A 20,197-nucleotide genomic window follows, 5' to 3' on the forward strand; every position below is an offset into this window, starting at 1 on the left:
TCACACCTTTAATTTATAACATTTCCCTACCTGATTTTTCACGAACTTTAGCTATATTAATAAGCTCTTTTATGTTTTTATCTGAAATAACCACATCATTATGTGCTTTTTTAAGCAGATATGGATATCCATCTGTTGAAAACTTTTTAAGTTTTGCGGCAATTTCTTCAATTTCAGCCATAGAAGCATCATAAGGAAGCTCCACTTTCAATACATTTTTATAATCATCTAATCTTAAATAAAAAATTGTAAATTTTAAATCCTTAAAAAATTCATCAAAAACTGGAAAAGTTGTATTAATATCTTTTGATACTTTTTTACGAATTACTCTTGAAATACCCTGTTTTTGAGTGTATTTATCAAAAATAGCTATATCCGGAATATTACTATGGAAAATATCATTATTTGAAGAACTTTTAGAAATAGCTATCATTTTTTTAGGATTCTTTAAAATCTCTTTTAAGACTATTAATCTTTCAATAGTTGTTAAATACAAAATATAAGGATATTTTTGCTCCTGATAGATCTTAAAATATTTATTAAATAATTTTGGAGAATAAACACTTTTATCAGAGGGATTTTTAACCATATCTTCAAAATCATTTAATGTAGCAGATATCAAATCTTTTTTAGCCTTGGCAGATGTTTCAACACCTCTTGGAAATGGATTCTGCAAATCTCCATAAATAGATCCGTCTATTAAATAATAATCCACATTATATTCTTCAAGAGAACTTAAACAGCATTTAAGCTCAAAAATAGACATATAATTACTTAAAAATTCATCCAAATATGACAAATAAGGAAATTTATCAATGTCACTTTGTTCAATTGTTTTAAGTTGTCCGTCAAAAATCAATGACTCGGCAGCTACTGCATAAAAGTTAAATCCTAAAAATTTCTTTTTATTGAAACTGCCGTCACCAGCGCCAATTGAAAATTCATCATCACTGCCTGTAATGTTTTTTTCGTTCCAATTATCTGAAACAATGGAATTTCCTTCAAGTTCCGGGATAATTTCTTTAATGGATCCTCTTTTACTAGCTGCTTTAATATATAATGAATTTAACATAATCTCTAATAAAAATAAGTTAGTTAAATAATAAAAAAATTAGGTAAGAGTGTCTGAAAACTATTCTATTGAAGCTTTTCTGATAGCTGATGTAATTTCTTCAATTTTACCTCTAACATCATTGGTTTCTTCAACAATTGTTCCTGTAACAATTATATCTCCGCCAGCTTTTGCTGCTGTATATGCAGCTTCACCATCACGGATACCTCCACCAACAATAATTATCATGTCTTCAGTAGCTTTTTTAGTATATCCTACCATTTCTGGTGGAATTGGTTTATCTGCTCCGGAACCTGCTTCAATATAGAAAAATCTCATTCCTAAAAGTTCAGCAGACATTGCATAAGCTGCAGGTATTTTTGGTTTGTTTCTAGGTACTAATTTAGCATCTCCTACCCAGCCAACAGTTCCTCCAGGTTGAACAACCATATAACCCATTGGTAAAACTTCAATTCCTGCTTGCCTTACAATTGGTGCAGCTAATGCCTGAGCACCATAAATCCAATAAGGATTAGTAGAGTTTAAATAACTCATAAAGAAAATTGCATCAGCATATTTACTTACACTATTAATATTTCCAGGGAATAAAATAATTGGAACTTCTATATTTTCAGATAATATTTTACAAGTTTCATCAACTTCATCATTATTAACAGTTGATCCACCAATCATAATTCCATCAGTTCCACCAAGAATAGCTTCTTCAGCTATGTTTAAAGCTTCCTGAGGTGTTTGTTCATCCGGATCAATTAAAGTAAAATGAATTTTCCTATTTTTTAATATGCCTTTAATATGTTCTTCGACCATTTCCATAAAAATCCCTAAATATCTTAATATAACTATTTGTGTAAACAATATTATATTAAATTAATGTTTAATTACATCAGTTAGAGATTTTATTACTCTCTGTTCTTTTTTCATCTAATAATTCTATATTATGTTTTTAATATTTTATTACAGACCTCATAAAACAAGTACATTCAATGCTTTTACAGCTGGTGATTGTATAATATCATTTTTACAATTCTTGGGTTGTTGTACTTGCTATTCCAATTATGTTTAGTGTCCCGTCTTCGTTTAAGTTATATTTTGTTTGTTGGTTTTTGGTTAAGGTAAGTAGACGCGGAATTGGTTGTTTTTAAGTGTCATGATCATTATTATATTAGGAATCTTTTTTTTAATAGTAAGGGGGGTTGTGTTAACTATTCACCCCCACCATTACTATATATTAAAAAGATGTTTTTTCCGGTTTTTTTAGTTATTTTTTTTAGGCGATAAAAAAAATGATATTTTTTTGAAGAAAACCAAAAAAATACATATTTTAATCTTCTTCAATATTCACAGTAGACAGTTAGAAAAAAAAATATAGATTATATGAAAGGATTATACATTATAAATATAAATTAAAAGGAGGTGAATACAATTCCAGAAGAAACCCAAGAAACTAAAATAAAACAGAACAAAAAAAACCCCCCCTTTTTTTTATACTCCAAATGATAATTCAGATTATGTGATTAAGAAAGGATACATAAACATTGAAAAATAATATCATTACTTCTACTTTAAATCATTTCAAGTATACGGACTGGTTGCATAAGCAAACCTTCATCAGTGAATTCATTATCTGGACTTTTAGGATCATCATAATAATAACATGCGTCTTCGTATTCTCCCCTTATTATGTCATCTCCATATTCATTTAGAAGATACATTCTAAATTCTAAATCCTTTGGAGAATCAGCTTCTCCTAAAAATAATTCAATAACTCTTTCTTTGAATTCTTCATAGGTCATAGGATATTTTGATTCTTTATTAGTTTCAGATTTCATTATTACTCTTCCTCTTATTCTATTGTGTGTTTTGGCTCTCATCCCTGATTGCATATGCTTTATCATAAGCATCGTCACCAGTTACTGGGGAAACTGCTTCATAAAACTGTTCAGGTTTAGTATATCTACTTTGTCTACCAGTATATTTAAAGAATATTACATGCTCTGCTTTATCTCTTTGTTTTATCCATCCTGGTGGAGCATATTCTTCATTAAATTCAACATGAGTTACTGGTTCGAAACCACAATGGCGATAAAACTCATAATTACCTGCAAAACTGTCTAGTTTGGTTCCGCCTTTTGTTGTTGCGAATTTTAATAAAGAACTACTACTGTCTTTTACATTGCCGGAATTATTTGCACAGACACTTATAATATCCCCATCATCACGAATAGCTATTGTACTCCCATTCTTGGTGATGAACATTCTACAATTATCAAAGAATGAAGTATCATCGGGAATGTCTACTCTCTATGATTTATTTGGTGGTTGTGATGCTGCTGCTTTTTTTAATTTGTCAAGGAAGAATTCTTTATCTGTTAATTCTTTGACTTCAATAGCATACCTATCTGCATTAGGAATGCCTAGTTTATCGTTAGAATATATTTAGTGTAATTATTATTTAAATTATTGGTAGCAGACAATTCATTCAATAGTGTTAGGTTAATTACTTCAGGCTCAACACTACCTCCAGTTTTACTGTCTCAGACACTCAAAATAAGTACAACGGCAATTAGGATACACAGACAACATACTATCATTATCCAAATCACTAATACGATGCACATTATCCTTTAAACCAAGACGATAAACATTATCCTCACTTTTATTAAACAAGTAAACATTATCCAAACATAAAGTGCAGACATCAGCATCTTCAGCAGTTAGAATAGTAACTTTAACATAAAACTGTATTTTGTACTAACCTCAGTTTTAGCTATTTTAGCACTTAAAGCAATCAAAATCTAATAAAATGATTTTATTAGCTAAACTGCAAGGATTTTTACCTAAAAAATATCAGAAATAAACATATAAAGTAATTATTATATTAAAAAAGACATAAGCCTTAAAAAAAAGAAATTAAAGTAAAGAGAATAAGATTATCCTCTTGGTTCTTTTGCTTTGAACCTTAAACCTGTGTACCCACATTTCCTACAAGTAGTTGCAGCAGCAGGGTTACGAGCATTACATTTTAAACAGATTTTAACATTAAACATTCTGTTTTCTGCTTCTTCAAATCTTGCCATTAATAACTCCTCCTTATAATCATGAAAAATGTAATTTTAATTAAAGAAAATATGTTATGAAACAAAAATAAGAATTTTAATTATCATAACTATTAATAAATTATTTTGTTTTAATAGTATTTAAATGTTTAGTTAAAACCCTCATTATTTCTTAAATTTATAACACCAATATAAAATCAAACCTACAACAGCAATAACTAAAACCGCATCAAGAATATGGAAATACTTAGTAAGAACAGACCAGTTTTGACCTAATATTACACCTAAATATGCAAGTATTAAAGTCCACGGCAAACATCCAAGTGCTGTGTAAAGTGTAAACTTTTTAATATCCATACGGGCTATACCAGCAGGTAGGGAAATGAAAGTTCTTATAACAGGTAAAATACGCCCAACAAATACTGCTGCTGCCCCATATTTATTAAAAATATCATCAACCAAATCCAGTTTATCTTCAGTAATTAAAATGTATTTTCCATACTTTTCTAAAATTGGTCTTCCGCCTTTCAAACCAACAAAGTAAGCTATTAAAGATCCAACAAGATTTCCTAAAGTTCCGATAACTACAATTCCAAGAAAACTTAATTGCCCTTCCTGAACTACAAAGCCTGCAAAAGGCATTATAACTTCGCTTGGAAAAGGAATACATGCACTTTCTAATGTCATCATTATAAAAACACCAAAATAACCTAATGTTTCAATAACATGAACTACAAACATTGATAAAACTTCAGTAATTGCCATTATATACACCTAAATTTTTAAATACATAGTCTCCTAATTTTAAAGCAACAAAACCAGACAAAACACCTACACCACTACCGCCTAAACATTTATCGGATAATGAACACCTAAATAGATTCTTGAAAATCCAACAACAGCTGCAATAGCTAATGTAATATAAATCAATGATGTTTAATAGTTTTATAATCCAAATTAAGTTCACCAGCTAATTGATTGGCATTACATGGCTTTTCATTAATCTTTTTAATAATTTTAGCTCTGTTGATGCCTCCTTTTTACCGGTGATTAATCACCAAAGCAACTTTTCCATATGTTTCATAATCAAAAAATCCTTAAAATAAAATTATAATATCAGTTTTAGAATTTAGACTATAAAATATTATCTGCAGTAATTTTACTGACTTAAAAATCAAAAAGCGGCTTTTAAAAAAAAATAAAAATCTAAAATTATTCTTTAGATTCTAAAAATTCGTTTTGAACTCGAACAACGTCTTTACTAGTATCAGCTTCACTGTAAGATTCTAAAAGATCATGATTTAATTCTAAAAATGTATGTCCCCATTTAAAACCATCTAAAATATCTTTTGCTTCATCTTTAAAACGAGTAATATATAAAGTAGCTGAAATAGCTTCAACAGTAGATAAAATACATGGTTTCCCATAATTAACAGGATTAGTGGCTATTAAAAACGGAAGAGACCTATGATATTTAGATAAAGAGAAGAATTTTTTAGAACTTGATACTTCATTCCATGAACAGTCAAGTCCTACAATTCCTCTTCTGTGAACATATCTGTAATCTTCGTATGAAACAGCTTTTTGGGCAAATGGGTTTAACACAACAGCTCCACTAGGTATTTTATTAATATTATATACTAATTTACATTTACCTAATTTTTCCATTTTAATAGAAGTGCATTTCTTTCTATCACATTCATTTGCATGAAAAACTGTAATTTTCATTTAAACACTGCCTTCCAATACAGAAGTATTTCCTGCTTCATATTGATGTATTAAATCAATTTGGTGATTAAATTCATCCTGAGACAATCCGAATTGATCAGCTACAGATGGAACATCCTTGCTTTCTTTTAAACTAATAGATTTAAGTAATGGTTCCACATAATCAATATATGAATCACCATAAGTATTTTTAGTAAAGTTAACATCTGAATTATTTCCAAAGATTACATTAATAACATAACCCTGGTTTTCTTTTTGAACTTCACAAATAATAATTCCCATTGTATCATTGGATTTTGTAGAATTATTATCTCCACTATTAGGAACAGCTTCACCAAAGTAAATATTCCATTCCTGACCATTGAAAGTTCTTTTTTCCGGAGTACCAATACCCTGGAATTCATAAATTTCCATTAATGCAGATGCATTATCCATTGTAGTAATATTATATTCTATATCATGAGCTTTATCTTTATACGCATGAGCATAATCTAGAGAATCATTTTCTAAAGAAACATTACCTACAAAACTACCCACCATGAAAGGAGAAGAAAATGAAGTTGATCCTTTAGATGAATCATTAGAATTACCAGAAATAAAAATAAAACCTACAACAATTACAATAGCCAAAATAACAACTGCGGCTATTATCATCATATTCTTTTTTTCCATTATAAAACTCCATTAATAAGTTTACTATAATTTAATTTTAATCAACATGTTTTATATAATTTTACAAAAACTTTTATTATACTAAAAACAATAACTTATTAAACAAAGAATTTTAGTTGTTAATTATGAATAAAAAAGCAAAGTACGAATTAATTTTAATCATTCTAATAGGTGTTGTACTGATAAACACTGCAGTTGTTATCAGCCACCCTGAAAAAAAAAGTGATGATGAAAACTGCTATAATATGACAACTGTGGGAAATAATGAAAACGGAACAGTTTATAAAATTATAGCCGGAAACAATTCTTCTAATGATACTGTTGGGGTAATCCTTGGAGTTCATCCTAGAGAACATGAAATCCATGAAGAAGTAAATAAAACGATTGCTAATATTACAGGAGAAAACGGAACGAATAATTTAACTAAAAAATTCGTAATTTACTATGTTGTTGCAAATGATAATCTAACTTCACGTGATGACACAAGACCTGCTGGTGAAAATTTAGCTCATGACTTTATTGTTCCCAATATAAAAGCAGATAATCCATTTGTTGTAATTGATGTTCATGAAATTGATCCTAAATATGAATATTCCAATTTTATTTATTCAATATCAAATAATAGTGCAAAATCAAATGAATATGCTCATATAATAGCGGATAATTTAAGTATTGAGAATTTTAACTTTACAGAAGGTACAAGTCCTCATAAAGTTACAGAGCCAATAGCTGCTCAAGGAATAAACACATTATTAATGGAAACCTGTATTACAAATTCCTTGCAAGAAAAACATAATACTGCAGAAAAACTAATTTACACATTAGATAATTTGAAAAAGTGATTAATATGGAAAAAATTCGCGGAATATTAATCGGCAGGATGCAGCCAGTCCATAATGGACATATTGAAGTCATTAAAAAAACACTGAAAGAAGTAGATGAAATAATAATAGGAATCGGCAGTGCTCAAAAAAGTCATGAATTAAAAGACCCGTTTACTGCAGGAGAACGTGTAGTGATGTTAAATCATGCACTAATTGAAAATAATATCGATTCGGGTAGCTACTACATCATACCAATGGAAGATATTAATTTTAATGCAATATGGGTTGCTCATGTTAAGATGATGACGCCTCCTTTTTCTGTTGTTTATTCTGGAAATTCATTAGTTAAACAGCTCTTTTATGAAGAAGGGTTTGAAGTCAGAAATCCTCCGCTTTATGACAGAATGAACTTATCCGGAACAGAAATTAGAAAAAGAATGCTTAAAGATGAAAACTGGCAGGAACTTGTTCCTCAAGCTACAATAGATGTTGTAAAAGAAATAAATGGTGTTGAAAGATTAAAAAACTTAGCTATAAAAGAAATAAGTGAACTTGGAGATTAAAAAAATGGTTGTTAGAGTTATTGAAGCAAAAGAAGATAAAGTAACAATGGCTGATTTAATAGCTGATTTGAAAAAATCAAACAAAGTAGATTATTCTGGAGCTATCTTTACTTTTGAAGGTATTGTTCGTGGAAAAGAAGAAAATATGAACCTTGAAAAACTCATACTGACTACACCCGATAAAGAAAAAACCTTAAAAGACATTGAAAATATTGTTGAAGATGCAAAAATCAAATTCAATGTTTTTGAAATATCTGTAATACATTATATTGGAGAATTTTACACAGGAGACAGTCTGTTTTTAGTTGCTGTATTAGGTGGCCATAGAGGAGAGTCACTTGATGCACTAAAAGAAGTAATTGAAAAAGTAAAATATGATGTTGAGTTTAAAAAAGAAGAAATTTCAGATAATGGAAGCAAAACAATACTGGCTGGAGGTTGATTTTTATACCTCTAATTTTTTTTATTAAATTAATAATCCTGTTTTTAGTCATTTACTTAATAGTAAAAAACATTAAGTTTATTTTTGTTGTTCTGGCACTGATTTTCTTATTTTTCGCACTTCAGACAGTCTTCGGATATGATGCAACAGCTATTTTAACTCAGGTATTTTCATATAATTAAAATTATTTTTATTATTAACTAACTTTTATGGTATTTCCTGTCTGGAATTCGTTCCATATTGAGGTTATGATGTATTCTCCAGACATTAACCGAATATTTAAACTAGCTAAACCATCAGCACCAGTAATTTTATGATAAAACACTCCATTTACATTAAATGAAACATTTTGATTAGCTAGTGGTCTGCCCTGACCGTTAAGCACCTGTGCTGTAAATCTGCTGCCGTCCAGATAGTCCATAATAAGATTTTGCGTTACTAATGTCGGCAATACATTAACCTGCTTTCCTATTTCAAGTCCGTCAAAGATTGTTGTAATAACATATTTTCCAGGTCTTAAATTGATTGCTAAACTAGCTGAACCAGTTAAATCAGTTTCACAGGTGTAGAATATTCCATTTATATTGAATGTTACATTTTTATTAATAGCTAAACTTCCATCTTTATTATAAAGTGTTACATTGAATTTGGAAGCATTTAAATAATATTTTGTTAAATCACAAGCTGCAATTAAACTTTTTACAGTGATATTGAATCCTCTTTCTTCAGAATTTGCCGGATTATAGGCAGTTAAAATATAATTGTCCGGCCTTAATTTAATTCCTAATTTAGCTACACCTTTACCATCAGTTTCACGAGTGTAAAACACACCATTAATATTGAATTTAACTTTGCTGTTAGCTAATGCACATCCAGTATTATCTAAAAATTCAGCAATGAATTCTGTACCATTCTGATACATTAAAACAGTATCTCGAGCTAAAACAGTTGATTTGACATTTATTTTTCCGCTAGCTTCAGTTGGATTGTAAATGAAGTTTCCATTATAACTTACATTAACCAGATAGTGATTAGCTTTCAAATTGACTGTTAAAAATGCCAAACCTTCATTATCTGTTGTTCGATTATAAACTCCTCCATTGATATTAAATGTTACTATAGCATTAGCTATTGGCTTTTTGAAATTATCAGACAAATTAGCCATTAATCGGGAACCGTCTTTATAATACATCTCAAGATCATTAAGACTTAAAAATGCATTTTGAACTGCATCAACAGTTGTATTTAAGATTTCATTGTCCACAATAGCTGTTATTACATATTTACCTGAAGTATTTGTCTGGAATATGTTTCCGATTATATCCCCACCTGTGCTTTTAAATATTGCATTTCTTTTAAAAACTGCATTGTTCCATATCAACCTAATAGCTGTTGGCGTATTAACTTTAACTTCAGAATCCATATTCAGTTTTACAGCAGTATAGTTTTTAATGCTTATCTGACCGTTTATTAAATTACTGAAATTCGGATTGTTATCTGCCCACCAGTTATCATTTAAATCCATTTTTTCCCTGAAATTTTCATAATAGATTGTATTGGTATTGTTGATAAATCCGCAATAGTTAATCTGACCCCCTGTACTTCTTATATAAATTGCCCCACCTTCCGGAGATGTATTGTTTAAATATTCGCAGTTATAACTTTCAAAAATCCCATATCCATTTTTTCCGTTTGTATAAACTGCTCCGCCACATTTGCCTGCTGTATTATTAATGAATGATGAATTATAAATTCTTGTTATTCCTGTCCAGTGATAAACAGCTCCACCATAATTATCATTACCTGAAGCTGTGTTATTAATAAAACTGCAATTGAAAATATCTGCATAAGAATCATTTATTTTAAGTGCTCCTCCATTTCTTCCAGCACTATTAAACTCAAATGTAGAGTTAATTATTGTTGTATGGCTCCTTTCAAGACTGGATATGCATCCTGCATCACGTATTGCTGTATTATTTGAAAAATAGCTGGAAATTACTGTTAAATTACCGTGATTATCAATGCATATTCCATTGATTCCGCTGTTTTCAATAAATTTTGAATCCATGATTTTTAAGCTGGCATCTTTATTTACAGTTATTCCGCCATACCCTTCAGTAAATGTGATTCCTTTAACTGTTATGTTATTGCCTGTTATTTTAAAAAAGTTTTCATAATTTTGCCCGGTAAAAACAGTGTTTTCACAGCCAATAATATTCAGATTATTCTTTGATATTTCCAGTCCGTTATTATGAGGACCATTGTAATATCCATTATTGACGATAATAGTATCGTTATCATTAGCTTTGTTTAATGCTGAATCTAAACAATTAAATGGATTGCTGCTGGAACCGTCTCCATCATCAGATCCTGCTTTTACATACCATAAATTTTCCTGAGTTATATTATCATCAGCTGCAGCCAATGGTATTGTTAACAGCAGAAAAAATAAGCTTATTAAAAATACAACCTTTTTATTCATATTAATATATTGTATTTAAATAATACTTTAAATATCGATATGTAAAAAAATATGTAATCGTTGTAAAAAGTTTTAATATTCCATAAAACGAAAGATTTATATGCAATTCGATGTTAATATATTATTGAAAATATCCTAAGGAGATTTTAAAATGGAAATCAGTGCTAGAAATAAAATGAATGGAAAAATAACCGACATTAAAACTGGTGGAGTTATGGCTAGTGTTAAAATCCAAGTTGAAGAACCTGGTGAAATTACAGCTTTAATTACCAAAGAATCCGTTGAAAAACTCGGTTTAAAAGAAGGAGATGATGCAACAGCTATCATCAAATCAACTGAAATTATTGTAGGTAAAGAATAATTACCTACAAACTTATTTTTTATCACCAATACCAATATATAATCCAAATTCTACAACCAAAAAGCCAGAATCATTATTAAAATTCCTATTTAATACAGATTCGATTGTTTTAAATAAATTGAAATTTAAATTAAAAAATATGAAAATCGAATTAGAATCTATTGGAACTATACATACCGAGTTTGAAAATATTGAAGGTATGCCTATACAGCCAACAGGTGCAAAAGGCATTAAAGGAAAAATAGTACTTGATGAAAAATATGCAGCAGGTTTAAAGGATTTGGAAGATTTTTCCCACATACATTTGCTTTACCTGCTCCATAAAGTTGAAGGATATCTGCTGGAAGTAAAACCTTTTATGGACAATAACACACACGGAGTTTTCGCAACAAGATCTCCCAAAAGACCAAACCGCATAGGTTCTTCTGTAGTAAAATTAGATAAAATTGAAGGAAATACCATATACATCTCAAATATTGATGTTCTGAATGACACACCATTACTGGACATTAAGCCTTATGTTCCTCAGTTATACGAAGACACAATTGATGATTTAAAAATAGGTTGGTTTGAGAATAACCATAAAAAGGCTAAATCTCAAAAATCTGATGACAGATTTAAATAATTATTCTTTTCCAAATTCATCTACAGGAATTAAATGTTTTTCAAGCTGCAATCTGATATCCTCAGGTATTGGAACTGATTTTTGTTCCATAAAATCAAAGTGAACAAGAACACAAGTTCCTTTAACTTTTAATTTTCCGTCTTGCCATGCTTCCTGACCTAATGTAAAAGAGCTGTTTCCTATTTTTAAAAGATGGGTCCTTATTTCAACATCATGACCTAAAAAAATTTGTTTTAAGTAATCATAATCATTATGAACTAAAATTAATTTCCAGTGTTCATAATCAACTTTTAAATCAGGAGTGAATATTCTGAATAATTCATTTCTCCCGGTTTCAAACCAATCACCTAATGTATTGTTGTTAATATGCCTTAAACCATCAAGATCTCCAAATTTTGGTGTGACAGTAGTTTTAAACATTTTTTATAATCTCCAAAAAAAATTGAAAAAAGCTATAAAGAGTTTATAGCTTCTGTAATTAACTGAATAGTTGATTCAACATCTTTCATACTGCAGACACTTACAGTAGTATGTATATATCTAGTTGGAACTGATAAAACTCCAGTTGGAATTCCTTCCCTTGTTAAGTGAATAGCTGTACCGTCAGTTGTTCCGCCGTCACTTACTTCTAACTGGTAATCAATTTCATTTTCATCACCTGCTTTAATAAGCAAGTCTTTAATTGATTGTTGAGTAAGGATTCCACGTCCGCTTGCATCAGCTAAAATTATAGCCGGACCTTTACCCATTACCACTGGTGCTTCTTCAGGTTTAATTCCAGGATGGTCTCCGGATAAGGTAACGTCTAATGCAATAGCCATATCAGGATTTAATTTAAATGCAGAAGTTTTTGCTCCTTTAAGACCTACTTCTTCCTGTACAGTACCTACACCGTAAACAGTAGCTCTTGTGTTTACTCTTTTTAAAACTTCCATCATTACATAACAGCCTACACGATTATCTAATGCTTTACCCATAATTAAATCGTTTGGATATTCTTCAAACCAGGCTCTGAAACTTATTTTATCTCCAATACGAATCATTTTTTCTGCATCTTCCTGGTCTTTTGCACCGATATCAATAAACATGTCGTCTGCTTTTACAACTTTGTTTCTTTCTTCAGGTTTTGTAACATGAGGTGGTTTTGAGCCAATAACCCCCGGAACATCTTCTCCAATGCTGCTGTGAATAATTACAGACTGATTCATTAGCATTTGGTCATTAATTCCACCGATTGTTGAGAATTTGACATATCCTTTTTCATCAATATATCTGACCATCAATCCGATTTCATCCATATGGGAAGCTAACATTACAGTAGGTGCTTTTTTCTCACCTTTTTTAGTAGCTATTACATTACCCATACTGTCTTCTTCAATAGAATCAGCAACATCTTTTAATTCTCTTTTAATAATGTTTGCTATTTTTTCTTCAGATCCAGAAACACCTGGAGTTAAAGAAAGCTCTTTCATTAATTCCATCATATCACCACTAAATAAATGTATTTTTTATATTATAAATAGTTTAAAAAATAAGTAAAAGTAAGAAGATTTACTTCTTATTTGTTAATGCCTTAAATCCAATTGTAGTTGTACTGTATTTGGTTCCAGCAGCTTTAATAACATCCTGGATTTTAGATGTAAGATAAGATTCAGGTCTCCAAGGTGCATCTTTATCTTCACCAACAACAGAAACTTCATCAACAATGTCATTTTCAAGAAGGTATACTAAAATAGCTGATACTACACCACCGTCCTGACCCATAATTGAATCTGCTTTTACAGAGTAAATTTCAAGGTATTCACCTAACGGCTGTTCATCAATTCCTTCAGGATATATTGCATCACTGATAAATGTTCTAGGACATGCAAAGTAACATGCATGACATTCTTCTTCACATTCTTTTATTGATACCGGTTTTCTGTTGTTTATCTGAATAGCTTCAATTGGACAGACATATTCACATGCACCGCATAAAACACATGCTCCTACACTGATTACATCGTTTTGCAAGTTATCAAATTGGCATTTGCTGCATTCATCATAAAACTCTTCTTCAGATATTTGTCTTTTTGATAAAACAGGTCTTCCGATAGCTTCCCGTTTCTTGTAAATCCTTGTATTTTTAGTGATTTTCTGATTAGCTATTTTTTCCAATAAATCCTGACCTTTTTTGGAAATCGGTTCAGCTTCAATGTATCCTTCAGCTATACATGCATCAATTATTTGTTTACCTTTTTCAGTTCTTACAATAACAGTTGACTGATACTTCGGAGAACCAACAGATCCAACAGAAATATCTGAAACATCAGAAGTATAATCAGTACAGATATGGCAATTTTTACGAGTAAAAGGTTCAGTTTCAGCTATTGGTATTTTAAATACATTACCATCTATTAAATATGCAACAAATTGTCCTTTTTCTATTCTAAATTCTTTAACTTCAAATAATTCAATACCCTGACTTTTTAAATATCTTTTAAGATACTGGTATGAGAAGTTTTCCATACAAAACAAACCTATTTTAACATCAATAGGAGAACCGCCGGTTTTTTCTTCATATCTATTAATTTTTGTAGCTGCTAAAATTTGGCAAGGAGTTCCTACCATAGCTGTTTTCTTATTACCCATATTTTTCACCTCTTATGCTAACATAATCATATTAATATAATATATGTGTCGTAATATCATTTAAAGTTTTTTATCAAACTAAACAAAATACTTTAAAAGCAAATTAAAACAAAAATTTGTTTAGATAATCTAATTTATACCAAATAAAACTATACAAAAATACAATTATAGTATAAAATATTAAATAATATTTAAACAACACATTTAAATAATACATAATTATTATTAATAAAACAAAGGTGAGAGTATGAAAACATTTACAAAAATTGCTAAAATCTATTTTAGCCCATCAAGTACAACAAGGAAAATAGTAGATGAAATAGCCAATAAATTTGAAGGCACGCAAGAAGAATACGACTTATTAAATGTAGCTGGTGGAAATTCTCCAAAAGAGTTTGATGATGACACATTAGTAATTGTAGGAATGCCTATTTTTGCAGGAAGACTTCCGAAAACAGCCAGTACAAAATTAATGAACTTTAAAGGAGAAAATATCCCTGTAATAGCTGTCGTAAACTACGGAAACATAAATATCGGAGATGCACTCCTTGAGTTAAACGACATATTAAAAGAAAACGGATTTACCATCGTAGGAACCGGTGCAACAGTCAGCCAGCACTCAATAGTAACAGATGTTGCAGCAGGCAGACCGGATGAAAAAGATTTAGAAAAGCTTAATGAATTTGTAGAAAAATGCAGGGAAAAATTAGATTCTGAAGAATTTGAAGACATTGAAGTTCCGGGCAATAAACCGTACTGCGAATATAAAAAAGTTCAATTAACTCCAATCTGTGACGAATCATTATGTACATACTGCTACGAGTGTGTTTCATCTTGTCCTGAAGAAGCTATTCCTGATATGGACCCTGGACAAACAGATGCTGATCTTTGCAGTGCATGTACTGCCTGCATATATACATGTCCTGAAGATGCAAGATACTTTACCGGAGACTTATTTGAAGGAATGAAAGAAAGATTCCTAACTAACTTCAACCAAAGAAAAGAAAGTGAATTTTATTTATAGAAAATAGCCATGCTATTTTCTTTTTTAAATTCTGTTTTTTGCAACGCTTCTTACATATTCGTTTTCATCACTTGCAGCAACTTCCTTTAAAACTTTCTTATTTGAAATATTTTTAACAGCAGCTTCACGAATTCTCCAGGAAGGCTCATTTTTAATTAATTCAATTAAAGGCTTTTGTGTTTTAACTTTAGAAACAGCTCTTACAGACAATTCCTCTGCAATATTGGCCTCATAAACTTTAAGTAAAATATCCTCATCATCGATTTTATTTAAAGCTTTTAGAGAAAATTCGGTATCTTCATTTTCCTTAATTATTTCAATCAGGACTTTAATATCATCAATATGAGATAAAGTCTCTTTTCTAACTTCCTCTAATTTTGCATTATGTAAAATCTGAATAAATGAAGATTCTTTGCTGATATGTTCAATAGCTTCATCAGCAGTCTCTTTAAAAGGAGTGTTGACAGCTATTTCAACAAACAACTTCTCATCAGTCAGATTAGGATTGTTAATAGCATGTGCTCTTACAAATGAATCTACATCTTCAAGAGCTATATTGACCAGTGTTTCCTGAGAAGTAAGTTTTTTAACGGCACTCTGGCGGGCTAAGCGGTCTGCTTCACTTTTAGCTATTTTAGTTAAAATCTCTTCATTATCAAGTTTTTTAATAGCTTCTGTTCTAACAACAGTATCATTATCCTCCAAAGCTATTTTTTCAAGCAAAGCTTCATTATTTAACCTTTTTACCAAATCCAAACGAATATCAGCAGTTTGGGAGTTAAGTGCAATATCTTCCAATAATTTGGGATTTACAATTTTACTTAAAAGAACATTTCTCACTTTTGTATTTTCTTCATTTTTAGCTATTTCAACTAATTTGTTTTCATCGTTAATTTTATTTATAGCAGCTATTCTTACACCGTCATCCTTATCTTCAACAGCTACCTTCTGAAGCACTTCTTCATTATAAAAATTGCCTTTATTAACTGCCATTTTTCTGATTTCCTTATCTTTAGCTTCAAATGCAATGCTTTCCAGTATTTCCTGACTGTCAATTTTTTCCAAAGATAATTTTCTGAATTTCCTGTCAATAGCATTAATAGCAATATCCTTTAAGGTTTCCTCATCTTCGATTTTTTCAAAGATTTCAGTTACATGCCTATTCTTTTTTTGATTAATGACAATCTCAGCTATTGACTTGTTGTTTTCACCTAATCTTTCATAAGCAAAGCTTCTGACATCATAAAATTCAGCATTTTCAGCTGCATCCCACAAAAGATCCTCATCCTGAATTTTATTTGCAGCTATTAATCTTATAGCTCTGTCAGTTACATGTTTGGCTATATCCAATGCTACATACTGATTTGTAATTGAATCTGTAGCCTGTGCCCTTTCATGTCTATTTTTACTGTTAACAGCTATTTCTCTTAAAGCTAACTGGGATTCTTCAATGTCCGGCTGTTTATCAATTGCTTTTCTTTTTCTTTCAACCCTTTTTACTTTTTTATTTGCATTTTTGTTCTTTTTAAATCTATCAAAAAATCCCATTGTAATTCCTCATTTGATACTTATTATATTTTATAATAAAAATAGTTTATTTTACATAACATATCTATAAAATCATCAGCTTTCATTTACTATATCATACATTTTCATCAAAAAGCTGGCCAGAGAAACAATATCCTGTCTGTTGTGTTCTATAATCGGAACTATCGGCCCTATATTCCTTTCAGTCAAGTATGTTTGATAATAACCCGGAATGTACTGGCCAGGAACGTCATCTTTTCTTTCAATTCCAAAGATTTCCTTTTCAATTGTTTGAAGCTGGCAGTTCGGCAGACTGTCTTTCCACAGATTTCTTGCAAAATACAGCAAATCAAGATGTGGCAAATCCAAATGGGGATTCATTCTGTAATAGCTGCATCTGTTTTTAATAAATGGAACATCGAACATTGATCCGTTGAATGTTACATGAACTGAATCTTCATCCAAATGAGACAGATAAGCTTCCAAAACTGCAGGTTCCTCATAAATGTCTCTTAAGAAATATTGTGAAGAGGTTATTTTATTGTTTTTAATTTCAGCTACACCAATCAGAATAACCGGAACATTTGATAAACCTAATGTTTCAATATCCATAAATTTAAAGTTTTCTGCATCAGGAATACTTGCACATTTAATTAAATTATCTCTGCACTTTTTACCGTACTTGTTTTTATTCAGTAATCCCAAAACATCCTTAAATGACATCTCTTCAATATTGGCTATGAATCTGTCTGCATATGATCTGTATCTGTCATGACTAGCAAGAGATTCAATAGTGTCATATCCTGCATTTTTTAGGTTTTGTTCTGTTTTAACACCTATTCTTGGAAGTAATTTAAGATTGTGGTTCATCTGTTGTTTAAAATTATTTTCAGCTAATTTGAAGTTTATTTTTTCACTTTCAGTTATACATAATGTTTCACCAGCATCAGTATCTATTATTTTACTTCCGTTAATATCTGACAGCTTTTTATTTTCATATTTGACTAGCAGATTTTCTTCCAATGCTTTAAAATAAGATGGTGAAGTTTTCCTAGCTTTTTCTTTAGCTTTTTCAGAAGGGTTATCTGAAGATATTGAATTTGACAATATTGCTTCCAACAAATACCTTTCGTGTTCTTCTCTTTGTGTCATTTACATTAATTTAGTCATTTATTGTATATATTATTAATTAAAGTATAATTGAATTTTAATAAAATACAAATAAGTTTATATAGTAGATTGATACAATAGTAAATTGACTACTAATAACTTCAGCAATTATTAGTAGTCAGAGATAGATAAAAAAACAGCCAATTTTAAAATTCATTTCTCTAAAAAACTTGTAAAAACAAACACATTATAAGGCAAGGAAACTCTCAAATACTTGCCTTATAATCCCAAAAAATACTATTTTTAAAAAAAAAATTCTTTAGAAAACTATAATAATATTTTAAAACTAATATTAAAATTAGTTAATATATAAAATATTAAGGTTGCAATAATGAAGCTAAAATTAGGTATAATCTACGGAATTTTAATATGGTTTTTTGTATATCTAATTACAGCAATATTTAGCCCCTTGATAAGTGACAACATTCCATACATCAATATTGTTGCTCCAATAGCTATTATCGTAGTAACCGGTTTTTTTGGAATCCTCTACATTAGAGATATAAATGAAAATGAAGTTATTGAAGGATTTAAAATTGGAATAATCTTTATTTTAATGGATGTTATTTGTGATTTTGTATTTTTTATACTTCGCAATAAAACAAATATCCTGATTGACGATTATCCGATTCATGTAATTTCTATGATTATATTAACTCTCATTACAACTACATTACTAGGTTATCTAGCACAAATGGAAATAGATTTAAAATAAAGAGGTTTGAATATGATACCTAAATCACATCCACGTTATGAATCATTAGTTTTAAGAGACAAAATAGTTAAAGCCCAAAAGGAAGGATATTTGGCAGATTCTGCAATGATTGCACATGGGAGAGGAGAAGCATTTGACTATCTTCTTGGTGAAAAAACCACATTCCCCGCTAAAAGAGCAATGTATGCGGCAGTAGCTACCATATTATTATCTGAAAATCCCGTCATATCCGTAAATGGAAATACAACTGCTTTAGCTATTGATGAAGTAATTCAATTTGCAAAAACCGTAAATGCCAAAATAGAAATCAACTTGTTTTACAGAACTGATGAAAGAGTAGAAAAAATAACTGAGCTCTACAAGAAACATGGATACAGCCAAATACTTGGAACAAAAGATGACGACATCAAATACCTGAAAAGCATTAAAAATGAAAGAGCTTCAGCCAGCAAAACAGGTATCTATTCAGCAGACACTGTTCTTGTACCTTTAGAGGATGGAGACAGAGCAGAAATTCTAAGTAAAACAGGTAAAAAAACAATCACTATCGATTTGAATCCTTTATCTAGAACTTCACAAACTTCAAACATTTCAATTGTAGACAATGTTGTACGTGCATTTCCGTTTATGACAGAAATTGCTAAAGACTTGAAAACTCAGGACAAACAGCTTTTAATAAACATGGTAAATGACTTTGACAACAAGGAAAACCTTAAAGAATCACTAAAACTATTTAAAAATAATTAAAACGAGGAATATAAAATGGAAATAATGGGAATATCAGGATTGCCTGGATCTGGAAAAAGTTTAGTGTCTGAAATTGCAACTAAAAAAGGAGCAGTAGTTGTAAGTATGGGAGACATAATACGTGAAGAAGCTAAAAAAAGAGGAGAAAGCTCAAAGGAAACTGCAACCAACCTTAGAAAAGAGCATGGAAAATATATTGTAGCACAGCTGACTATTGAAAAAATCAAACAAATGATTGAAGACAAATTAGCTACAACAATTATTGTAGAAGGAATCAGAAGCCCTTTTGAAGTAAAAATGTTTAAAGAAAACTTTGATAATTTTATAATTCTTTCTATTTTTGCAAATCCTGCAATACGTTTTAAAAGATTGCAGGAAAGAAACAGAGAAGATGACTCTAAAAATTATGAAGACTTCCTAAAAAGAGACCAGATGGAATTGGATTTCGGTATTGGAACTGTAATCTCATTATCTGATAAAATCATTATTAATGAAAAAGATCTTGAAAGCTATGAAAAAGAAATAAATGAATTTTTAAAAGAAAACACCACACTTTAA

Annotated in this window: 25 protein-coding genes and 1 pseudogene; 10 read left to right on the forward strand and 16 right to left on the reverse strand. The window is 30.1% G+C overall.

Features of this window, described 5'->3' with window-relative positions; genetic code table 11:
- Nucleotides 1-13: 13 nt before the first annotated feature.
- The 4 genes from K4897_RS01035 to K4897_RS01050 form a co-directional block, all read right to left on the reverse strand.
- On the reverse strand, nt 14-1,072 hold the full coding sequence (locus K4897_RS01035) for a DNA double-strand break repair nuclease NurA (RefSeq protein WP_019264053.1): 1,059 nt from the start codon (nt 1,070-1,072) through the stop codon (nt 14-16).
- A 60-nt stretch (nt 1,073-1,132) separates the two neighbouring features.
- Nucleotides 1,133-1,885, reverse strand: coding sequence for a geranylgeranylglyceryl/heptaprenylglyceryl phosphate synthase (locus K4897_RS01040; protein ID WP_094516433.1), 753 nt, complete (start codon nt 1,883-1,885; stop codon nt 1,133-1,135).
- Between the two features lie 749 nt (nt 1,886-2,634).
- Complete coding sequence (locus K4897_RS01045; RefSeq protein ID WP_250416268.1) at nt 2,635-2,901, reverse strand: hypothetical protein; 267 nt, start codon at nt 2,899-2,901, stop codon at nt 2,635-2,637.
- Between the two features lie 19 nt (nt 2,902-2,920).
- A complete protein-coding gene (locus K4897_RS01050) occupies nt 2,921-3,328 on the reverse strand; it encodes a hypothetical protein (RefSeq protein WP_250416270.1) in 408 nt (135 codons plus the stop codon).
- Between the two features lie 34 nt (nt 3,329-3,362).
- Here K4897_RS01050 and K4897_RS01055 point away from each other — a divergent pair, with 34 nt between their 5' ends.
- Nucleotides 3,363-3,512: a hypothetical protein gene (locus K4897_RS01055; protein WP_250416271.1), complete on the forward strand. Its 150-nt coding sequence runs from the start codon at nt 3,363-3,365 to the stop codon at nt 3,510-3,512.
- 86 nt (nt 3,513-3,598) lie between these two features.
- Here K4897_RS01055 and K4897_RS01060 read toward each other — a convergent pair whose 3' ends face one another.
- The 6 genes and pseudogenes from K4897_RS01060 to K4897_RS01085 form a co-directional block, all read right to left on the reverse strand.
- A complete protein-coding gene (locus K4897_RS01060; RefSeq protein ID WP_250416273.1) occupies nt 3,599-3,739 on the reverse strand; it encodes a hypothetical protein in 141 nt (46 codons plus the stop codon).
- 263 nt (nt 3,740-4,002) lie between these two features.
- Nucleotides 4,003-4,149, reverse strand: a complete 147-nt coding sequence (locus tag K4897_RS01065) for a 50S ribosomal protein L40e (RefSeq protein WP_004034072.1) — start codon at nt 4,147-4,149, stop codon at nt 4,003-4,005.
- 144 nt (nt 4,150-4,293) lie between these two features.
- Nucleotides 4,294-4,893 carry a DedA family protein gene (locus K4897_RS01070; protein WP_250416275.1) on the reverse strand — a complete coding sequence of 200 codons (600 nt, stop codon included), beginning with the start codon at nt 4,891-4,893 and terminating at the stop codon, nt 4,294-4,296.
- 164 nt (nt 4,894-5,057) lie between these two features.
- Nucleotides 5,058-5,179, reverse strand: a pseudogene (locus tag K4897_RS01075) (ArsR family transcriptional regulator); the annotation flags it as partial.
- A 161-nt stretch (nt 5,180-5,340) separates the two neighbouring features.
- A complete protein-coding gene (locus K4897_RS01080) occupies nt 5,341-5,856 on the reverse strand; it encodes a DUF367 family protein (protein WP_019264065.1) in 516 nt (171 codons plus the stop codon).
- Nucleotides 5,857-6,528: a hypothetical protein gene (locus K4897_RS01085; protein ID WP_250416276.1), complete on the reverse strand. Its 672-nt coding sequence runs from the start codon at nt 6,526-6,528 to the stop codon at nt 5,857-5,859.
- Nucleotides 6,529-6,653: 125 nt separating this feature from the next.
- Between K4897_RS01085 and K4897_RS01090 the strand changes: the two genes are divergently transcribed.
- Genes K4897_RS01090 through K4897_RS01100 form a run of 3 tightly spaced genes read left to right on the forward strand, consistent with a single transcriptional unit; the run spans nt 6,654 to nt 8,357 of the window.
- A complete protein-coding gene (locus K4897_RS01090; protein ID WP_019264067.1) occupies nt 6,654-7,370 on the forward strand; it encodes a hypothetical protein in 717 nt (238 codons plus the stop codon).
- Nucleotides 7,371-7,375: 5 nt separating this feature from the next.
- Complete coding sequence (locus K4897_RS01095; protein WP_019267489.1) at nt 7,376-7,915, forward strand: nicotinamide-nucleotide adenylyltransferase; 540 nt, start codon at nt 7,376-7,378, stop codon at nt 7,913-7,915.
- A 4-nt stretch (nt 7,916-7,919) separates the two neighbouring features.
- A complete protein-coding gene (locus tag K4897_RS01100; RefSeq protein WP_019268346.1) occupies nt 7,920-8,357 on the forward strand; it encodes a molybdenum cofactor biosynthesis protein MoaE in 438 nt (145 codons plus the stop codon).
- A gap of 196 nt (nt 8,358-8,553) precedes the next feature.
- Here the strand turns inward: K4897_RS01100 and K4897_RS01105 are convergent, their stop codons facing one another.
- Complete coding sequence (locus K4897_RS01105; protein ID WP_250416972.1) at nt 8,554-10,782, reverse strand: hypothetical protein; 2,229 nt, start codon at nt 10,780-10,782, stop codon at nt 8,554-8,556.
- Between the two features lie 208 nt (nt 10,783-10,990).
- Here K4897_RS01105 and K4897_RS01110 point away from each other — a divergent pair, with 208 nt between their 5' ends.
- On the forward strand, nt 10,991-11,200 hold the full coding sequence (locus tag K4897_RS01110; RefSeq protein WP_004034969.1) for a molybdopterin-binding protein: 210 nt from the start codon (nt 10,991-10,993) through the stop codon (nt 11,198-11,200).
- A gap of 139 nt (nt 11,201-11,339) precedes the next feature.
- Nucleotides 11,340-11,825: a tRNA (N6-threonylcarbamoyladenosine(37)-N6)-methyltransferase TrmO gene (gene tsaA / locus K4897_RS01115; protein WP_049780167.1), complete on the forward strand. Its 486-nt coding sequence runs from the start codon at nt 11,340-11,342 to the stop codon at nt 11,823-11,825.
- Here the strand turns inward: tsaA and K4897_RS01120 are convergent, their stop codons facing one another.
- From K4897_RS01120 to K4897_RS01130, 3 genes are all read right to left on the reverse strand, one after another.
- Complete coding sequence (locus tag K4897_RS01120) at nt 11,826-12,245, reverse strand: thioesterase family protein (RefSeq protein ID WP_250416278.1); 420 nt, start codon at nt 12,243-12,245, stop codon at nt 11,826-11,828.
- 32 nt (nt 12,246-12,277) lie between these two features.
- Nucleotides 12,278-13,309: a M42 family metallopeptidase gene (locus K4897_RS01125; RefSeq protein WP_004034092.1), complete on the reverse strand. Its 1,032-nt coding sequence runs from the start codon at nt 13,307-13,309 to the stop codon at nt 12,278-12,280.
- A gap of 67 nt (nt 13,310-13,376) precedes the next feature.
- Nucleotides 13,377-14,456 carry a Coenzyme F420 hydrogenase/dehydrogenase, beta subunit C-terminal domain gene (locus K4897_RS01130; protein WP_019268347.1) on the reverse strand — a complete coding sequence of 360 codons (1,080 nt, stop codon included), beginning with the start codon at nt 14,454-14,456 and terminating at the stop codon, nt 13,377-13,379.
- Between the two features lie 247 nt (nt 14,457-14,703).
- On the opposite strand from K4897_RS01130, the gene K4897_RS01135 reads away from it, so the two are divergent.
- Nucleotides 14,704-15,480, forward strand: a complete 777-nt coding sequence (locus tag K4897_RS01135) for a 4Fe-4S binding protein (RefSeq protein WP_250416280.1) — start codon at nt 14,704-14,706, stop codon at nt 15,478-15,480.
- 24 nt (nt 15,481-15,504) lie between these two features.
- Here the strand turns inward: K4897_RS01135 and K4897_RS01140 are convergent, their stop codons facing one another.
- Both K4897_RS01140 and K4897_RS01145 read right to left on the reverse strand, forming a co-directional pair.
- Nucleotides 15,505-17,028, reverse strand: coding sequence for a flagellar protein (locus K4897_RS01140; protein ID WP_250416282.1), 1,524 nt, complete (start codon nt 17,026-17,028; stop codon nt 15,505-15,507).
- A gap of 75 nt (nt 17,029-17,103) precedes the next feature.
- Entirely contained in the window at nt 17,104-18,159 is a 1,056-nt protein-coding gene (locus K4897_RS01145; protein WP_250416284.1) for a ribonuclease H-like domain-containing protein, read from the reverse strand.
- 349 nt (nt 18,160-18,508) lie between these two features.
- On the opposite strand from K4897_RS01145, the gene K4897_RS01150 reads away from it, so the two are divergent.
- The 3 genes from K4897_RS01150 to K4897_RS01160 are packed head-to-tail and all read left to right on the forward strand — an operon-like array spanning nt 18,509 to nt 20,197.
- The gene (locus tag K4897_RS01150; protein ID WP_019264077.1) at nt 18,509-18,892 is read left to right on the forward strand and encodes a hypothetical protein; all 384 of its coding nucleotides are present in this window, start codon (nt 18,509-18,511) and stop codon (nt 18,890-18,892) included.
- Nucleotides 18,893-18,904: 12 nt separating this feature from the next.
- On the forward strand, nt 18,905-19,639 hold the full coding sequence (locus K4897_RS01155; protein ID WP_019266174.1) for a 4-phosphopantoate--beta-alanine ligase: 735 nt from the start codon (nt 18,905-18,907) through the stop codon (nt 19,637-19,639).
- A gap of 15 nt (nt 19,640-19,654) precedes the next feature.
- Nucleotides 19,655-20,197 carry a nucleoside monophosphate kinase gene (locus tag K4897_RS01160; protein ID WP_250416285.1) on the forward strand — a complete coding sequence of 181 codons (543 nt, stop codon included), beginning with the start codon at nt 19,655-19,657 and terminating at the stop codon, nt 20,195-20,197.

Source organism: Methanobrevibacter sp. TLL-48-HuF1 (assembly GCF_023617305.1).
GTDB classification, from domain to species: domain Archaea; phylum Methanobacteriota; class Methanobacteria; order Methanobacteriales; family Methanobacteriaceae; genus Methanocatella; species Methanocatella intestini.

Coding starts and splice junctions, on each gene's coding strand:
- K4897_RS01150 (WP_019264077.1), top strand. CDS start 18,509: ATGAAGCTAAAATTAGGTATAATCTACGGAATTTTAATATGGTTTTTT.
- K4897_RS01080 (WP_019264065.1), bottom strand. CDS start 5,856: ATGAAAATTACAGTTTTTCATGCAAATGAATGTGATAGAAAGAAATGC.
- K4897_RS01130 (WP_019268347.1), bottom strand. CDS start 14,456: ATGGGTAATAAGAAAACAGCTATGGTAGGAACTCCTTGCCAAATTTTA.
- K4897_RS01135 (WP_250416280.1), top strand. CDS start 14,704: ATGAAAACATTTACAAAAATTGCTAAAATCTATTTTAGCCCATCAAGT.
- K4897_RS01055 (WP_250416271.1), top strand. CDS start 3,363: ATGTCTACTCTCTATGATTTATTTGGTGGTTGTGATGCTGCTGCTTTT.
- K4897_RS01100 (WP_019268346.1), top strand. CDS start 7,920: ATGGTTGTTAGAGTTATTGAAGCAAAAGAAGATAAAGTAACAATGGCT.
- K4897_RS01045 (WP_250416268.1), bottom strand. CDS start 2,901: ATGAAATCTGAAACTAATAAAGAATCAAAATATCCTATGACCTATGAA.
- K4897_RS01125 (WP_004034092.1), bottom strand. CDS start 13,309: ATGATGGAATTAATGAAAGAGCTTTCTTTAACTCCAGGTGTTTCTGGA.
- K4897_RS01050 (WP_250416270.1), bottom strand. CDS start 3,328: ATGTTCATCACCAAGAATGGGAGTACAATAGCTATTCGTGATGATGGG.
- K4897_RS01065 (WP_004034072.1), bottom strand. CDS start 4,149: ATGGCAAGATTTGAAGAAGCAGAAAACAGAATGTTTAATGTTAAAATC.
- K4897_RS01070 (WP_250416275.1), bottom strand. CDS start 4,893: ATGGCAATTACTGAAGTTTTATCAATGTTTGTAGTTCATGTTATTGAA.
- K4897_RS01140 (WP_250416282.1), bottom strand. CDS start 17,028: ATGGGATTTTTTGATAGATTTAAAAAGAACAAAAATGCAAATAAAAAA.
- K4897_RS01155 (WP_019266174.1), top strand. CDS start 18,905: ATGATACCTAAATCACATCCACGTTATGAATCATTAGTTTTAAGAGAC.
- tsaA (WP_049780167.1), top strand. CDS start 11,340: ATGAAAATCGAATTAGAATCTATTGGAACTATACATACCGAGTTTGAA.
- K4897_RS01160 (WP_250416285.1), top strand. CDS start 19,655: ATGGAAATAATGGGAATATCAGGATTGCCTGGATCTGGAAAAAGTTTA.
- K4897_RS01085 (WP_250416276.1), bottom strand. CDS start 6,528: ATGGAAAAAAAGAATATGATGATAATAGCCGCAGTTGTTATTTTGGCT.
- K4897_RS01110 (WP_004034969.1), top strand. CDS start 10,991: ATGGAAATCAGTGCTAGAAATAAAATGAATGGAAAAATAACCGACATT.
- K4897_RS01095 (WP_019267489.1), top strand. CDS start 7,376: ATGGAAAAAATTCGCGGAATATTAATCGGCAGGATGCAGCCAGTCCAT.
- K4897_RS01040 (WP_094516433.1), bottom strand. CDS start 1,885: ATGGAAATGGTCGAAGAACATATTAAAGGCATATTAAAAAATAGGAAA.
- K4897_RS01145 (WP_250416284.1), bottom strand. CDS start 18,159: ATGACACAAAGAGAAGAACACGAAAGGTATTTGTTGGAAGCAATATTG.
- K4897_RS01090 (WP_019264067.1), top strand. CDS start 6,654: ATGAATAAAAAAGCAAAGTACGAATTAATTTTAATCATTCTAATAGGT.
- K4897_RS01035 (WP_019264053.1), bottom strand. CDS start 1,072: ATGTTAAATTCATTATATATTAAAGCAGCTAGTAAAAGAGGATCCATT.
- K4897_RS01120 (WP_250416278.1), bottom strand. CDS start 12,245: ATGTTTAAAACTACTGTCACACCAAAATTTGGAGATCTTGATGGTTTA.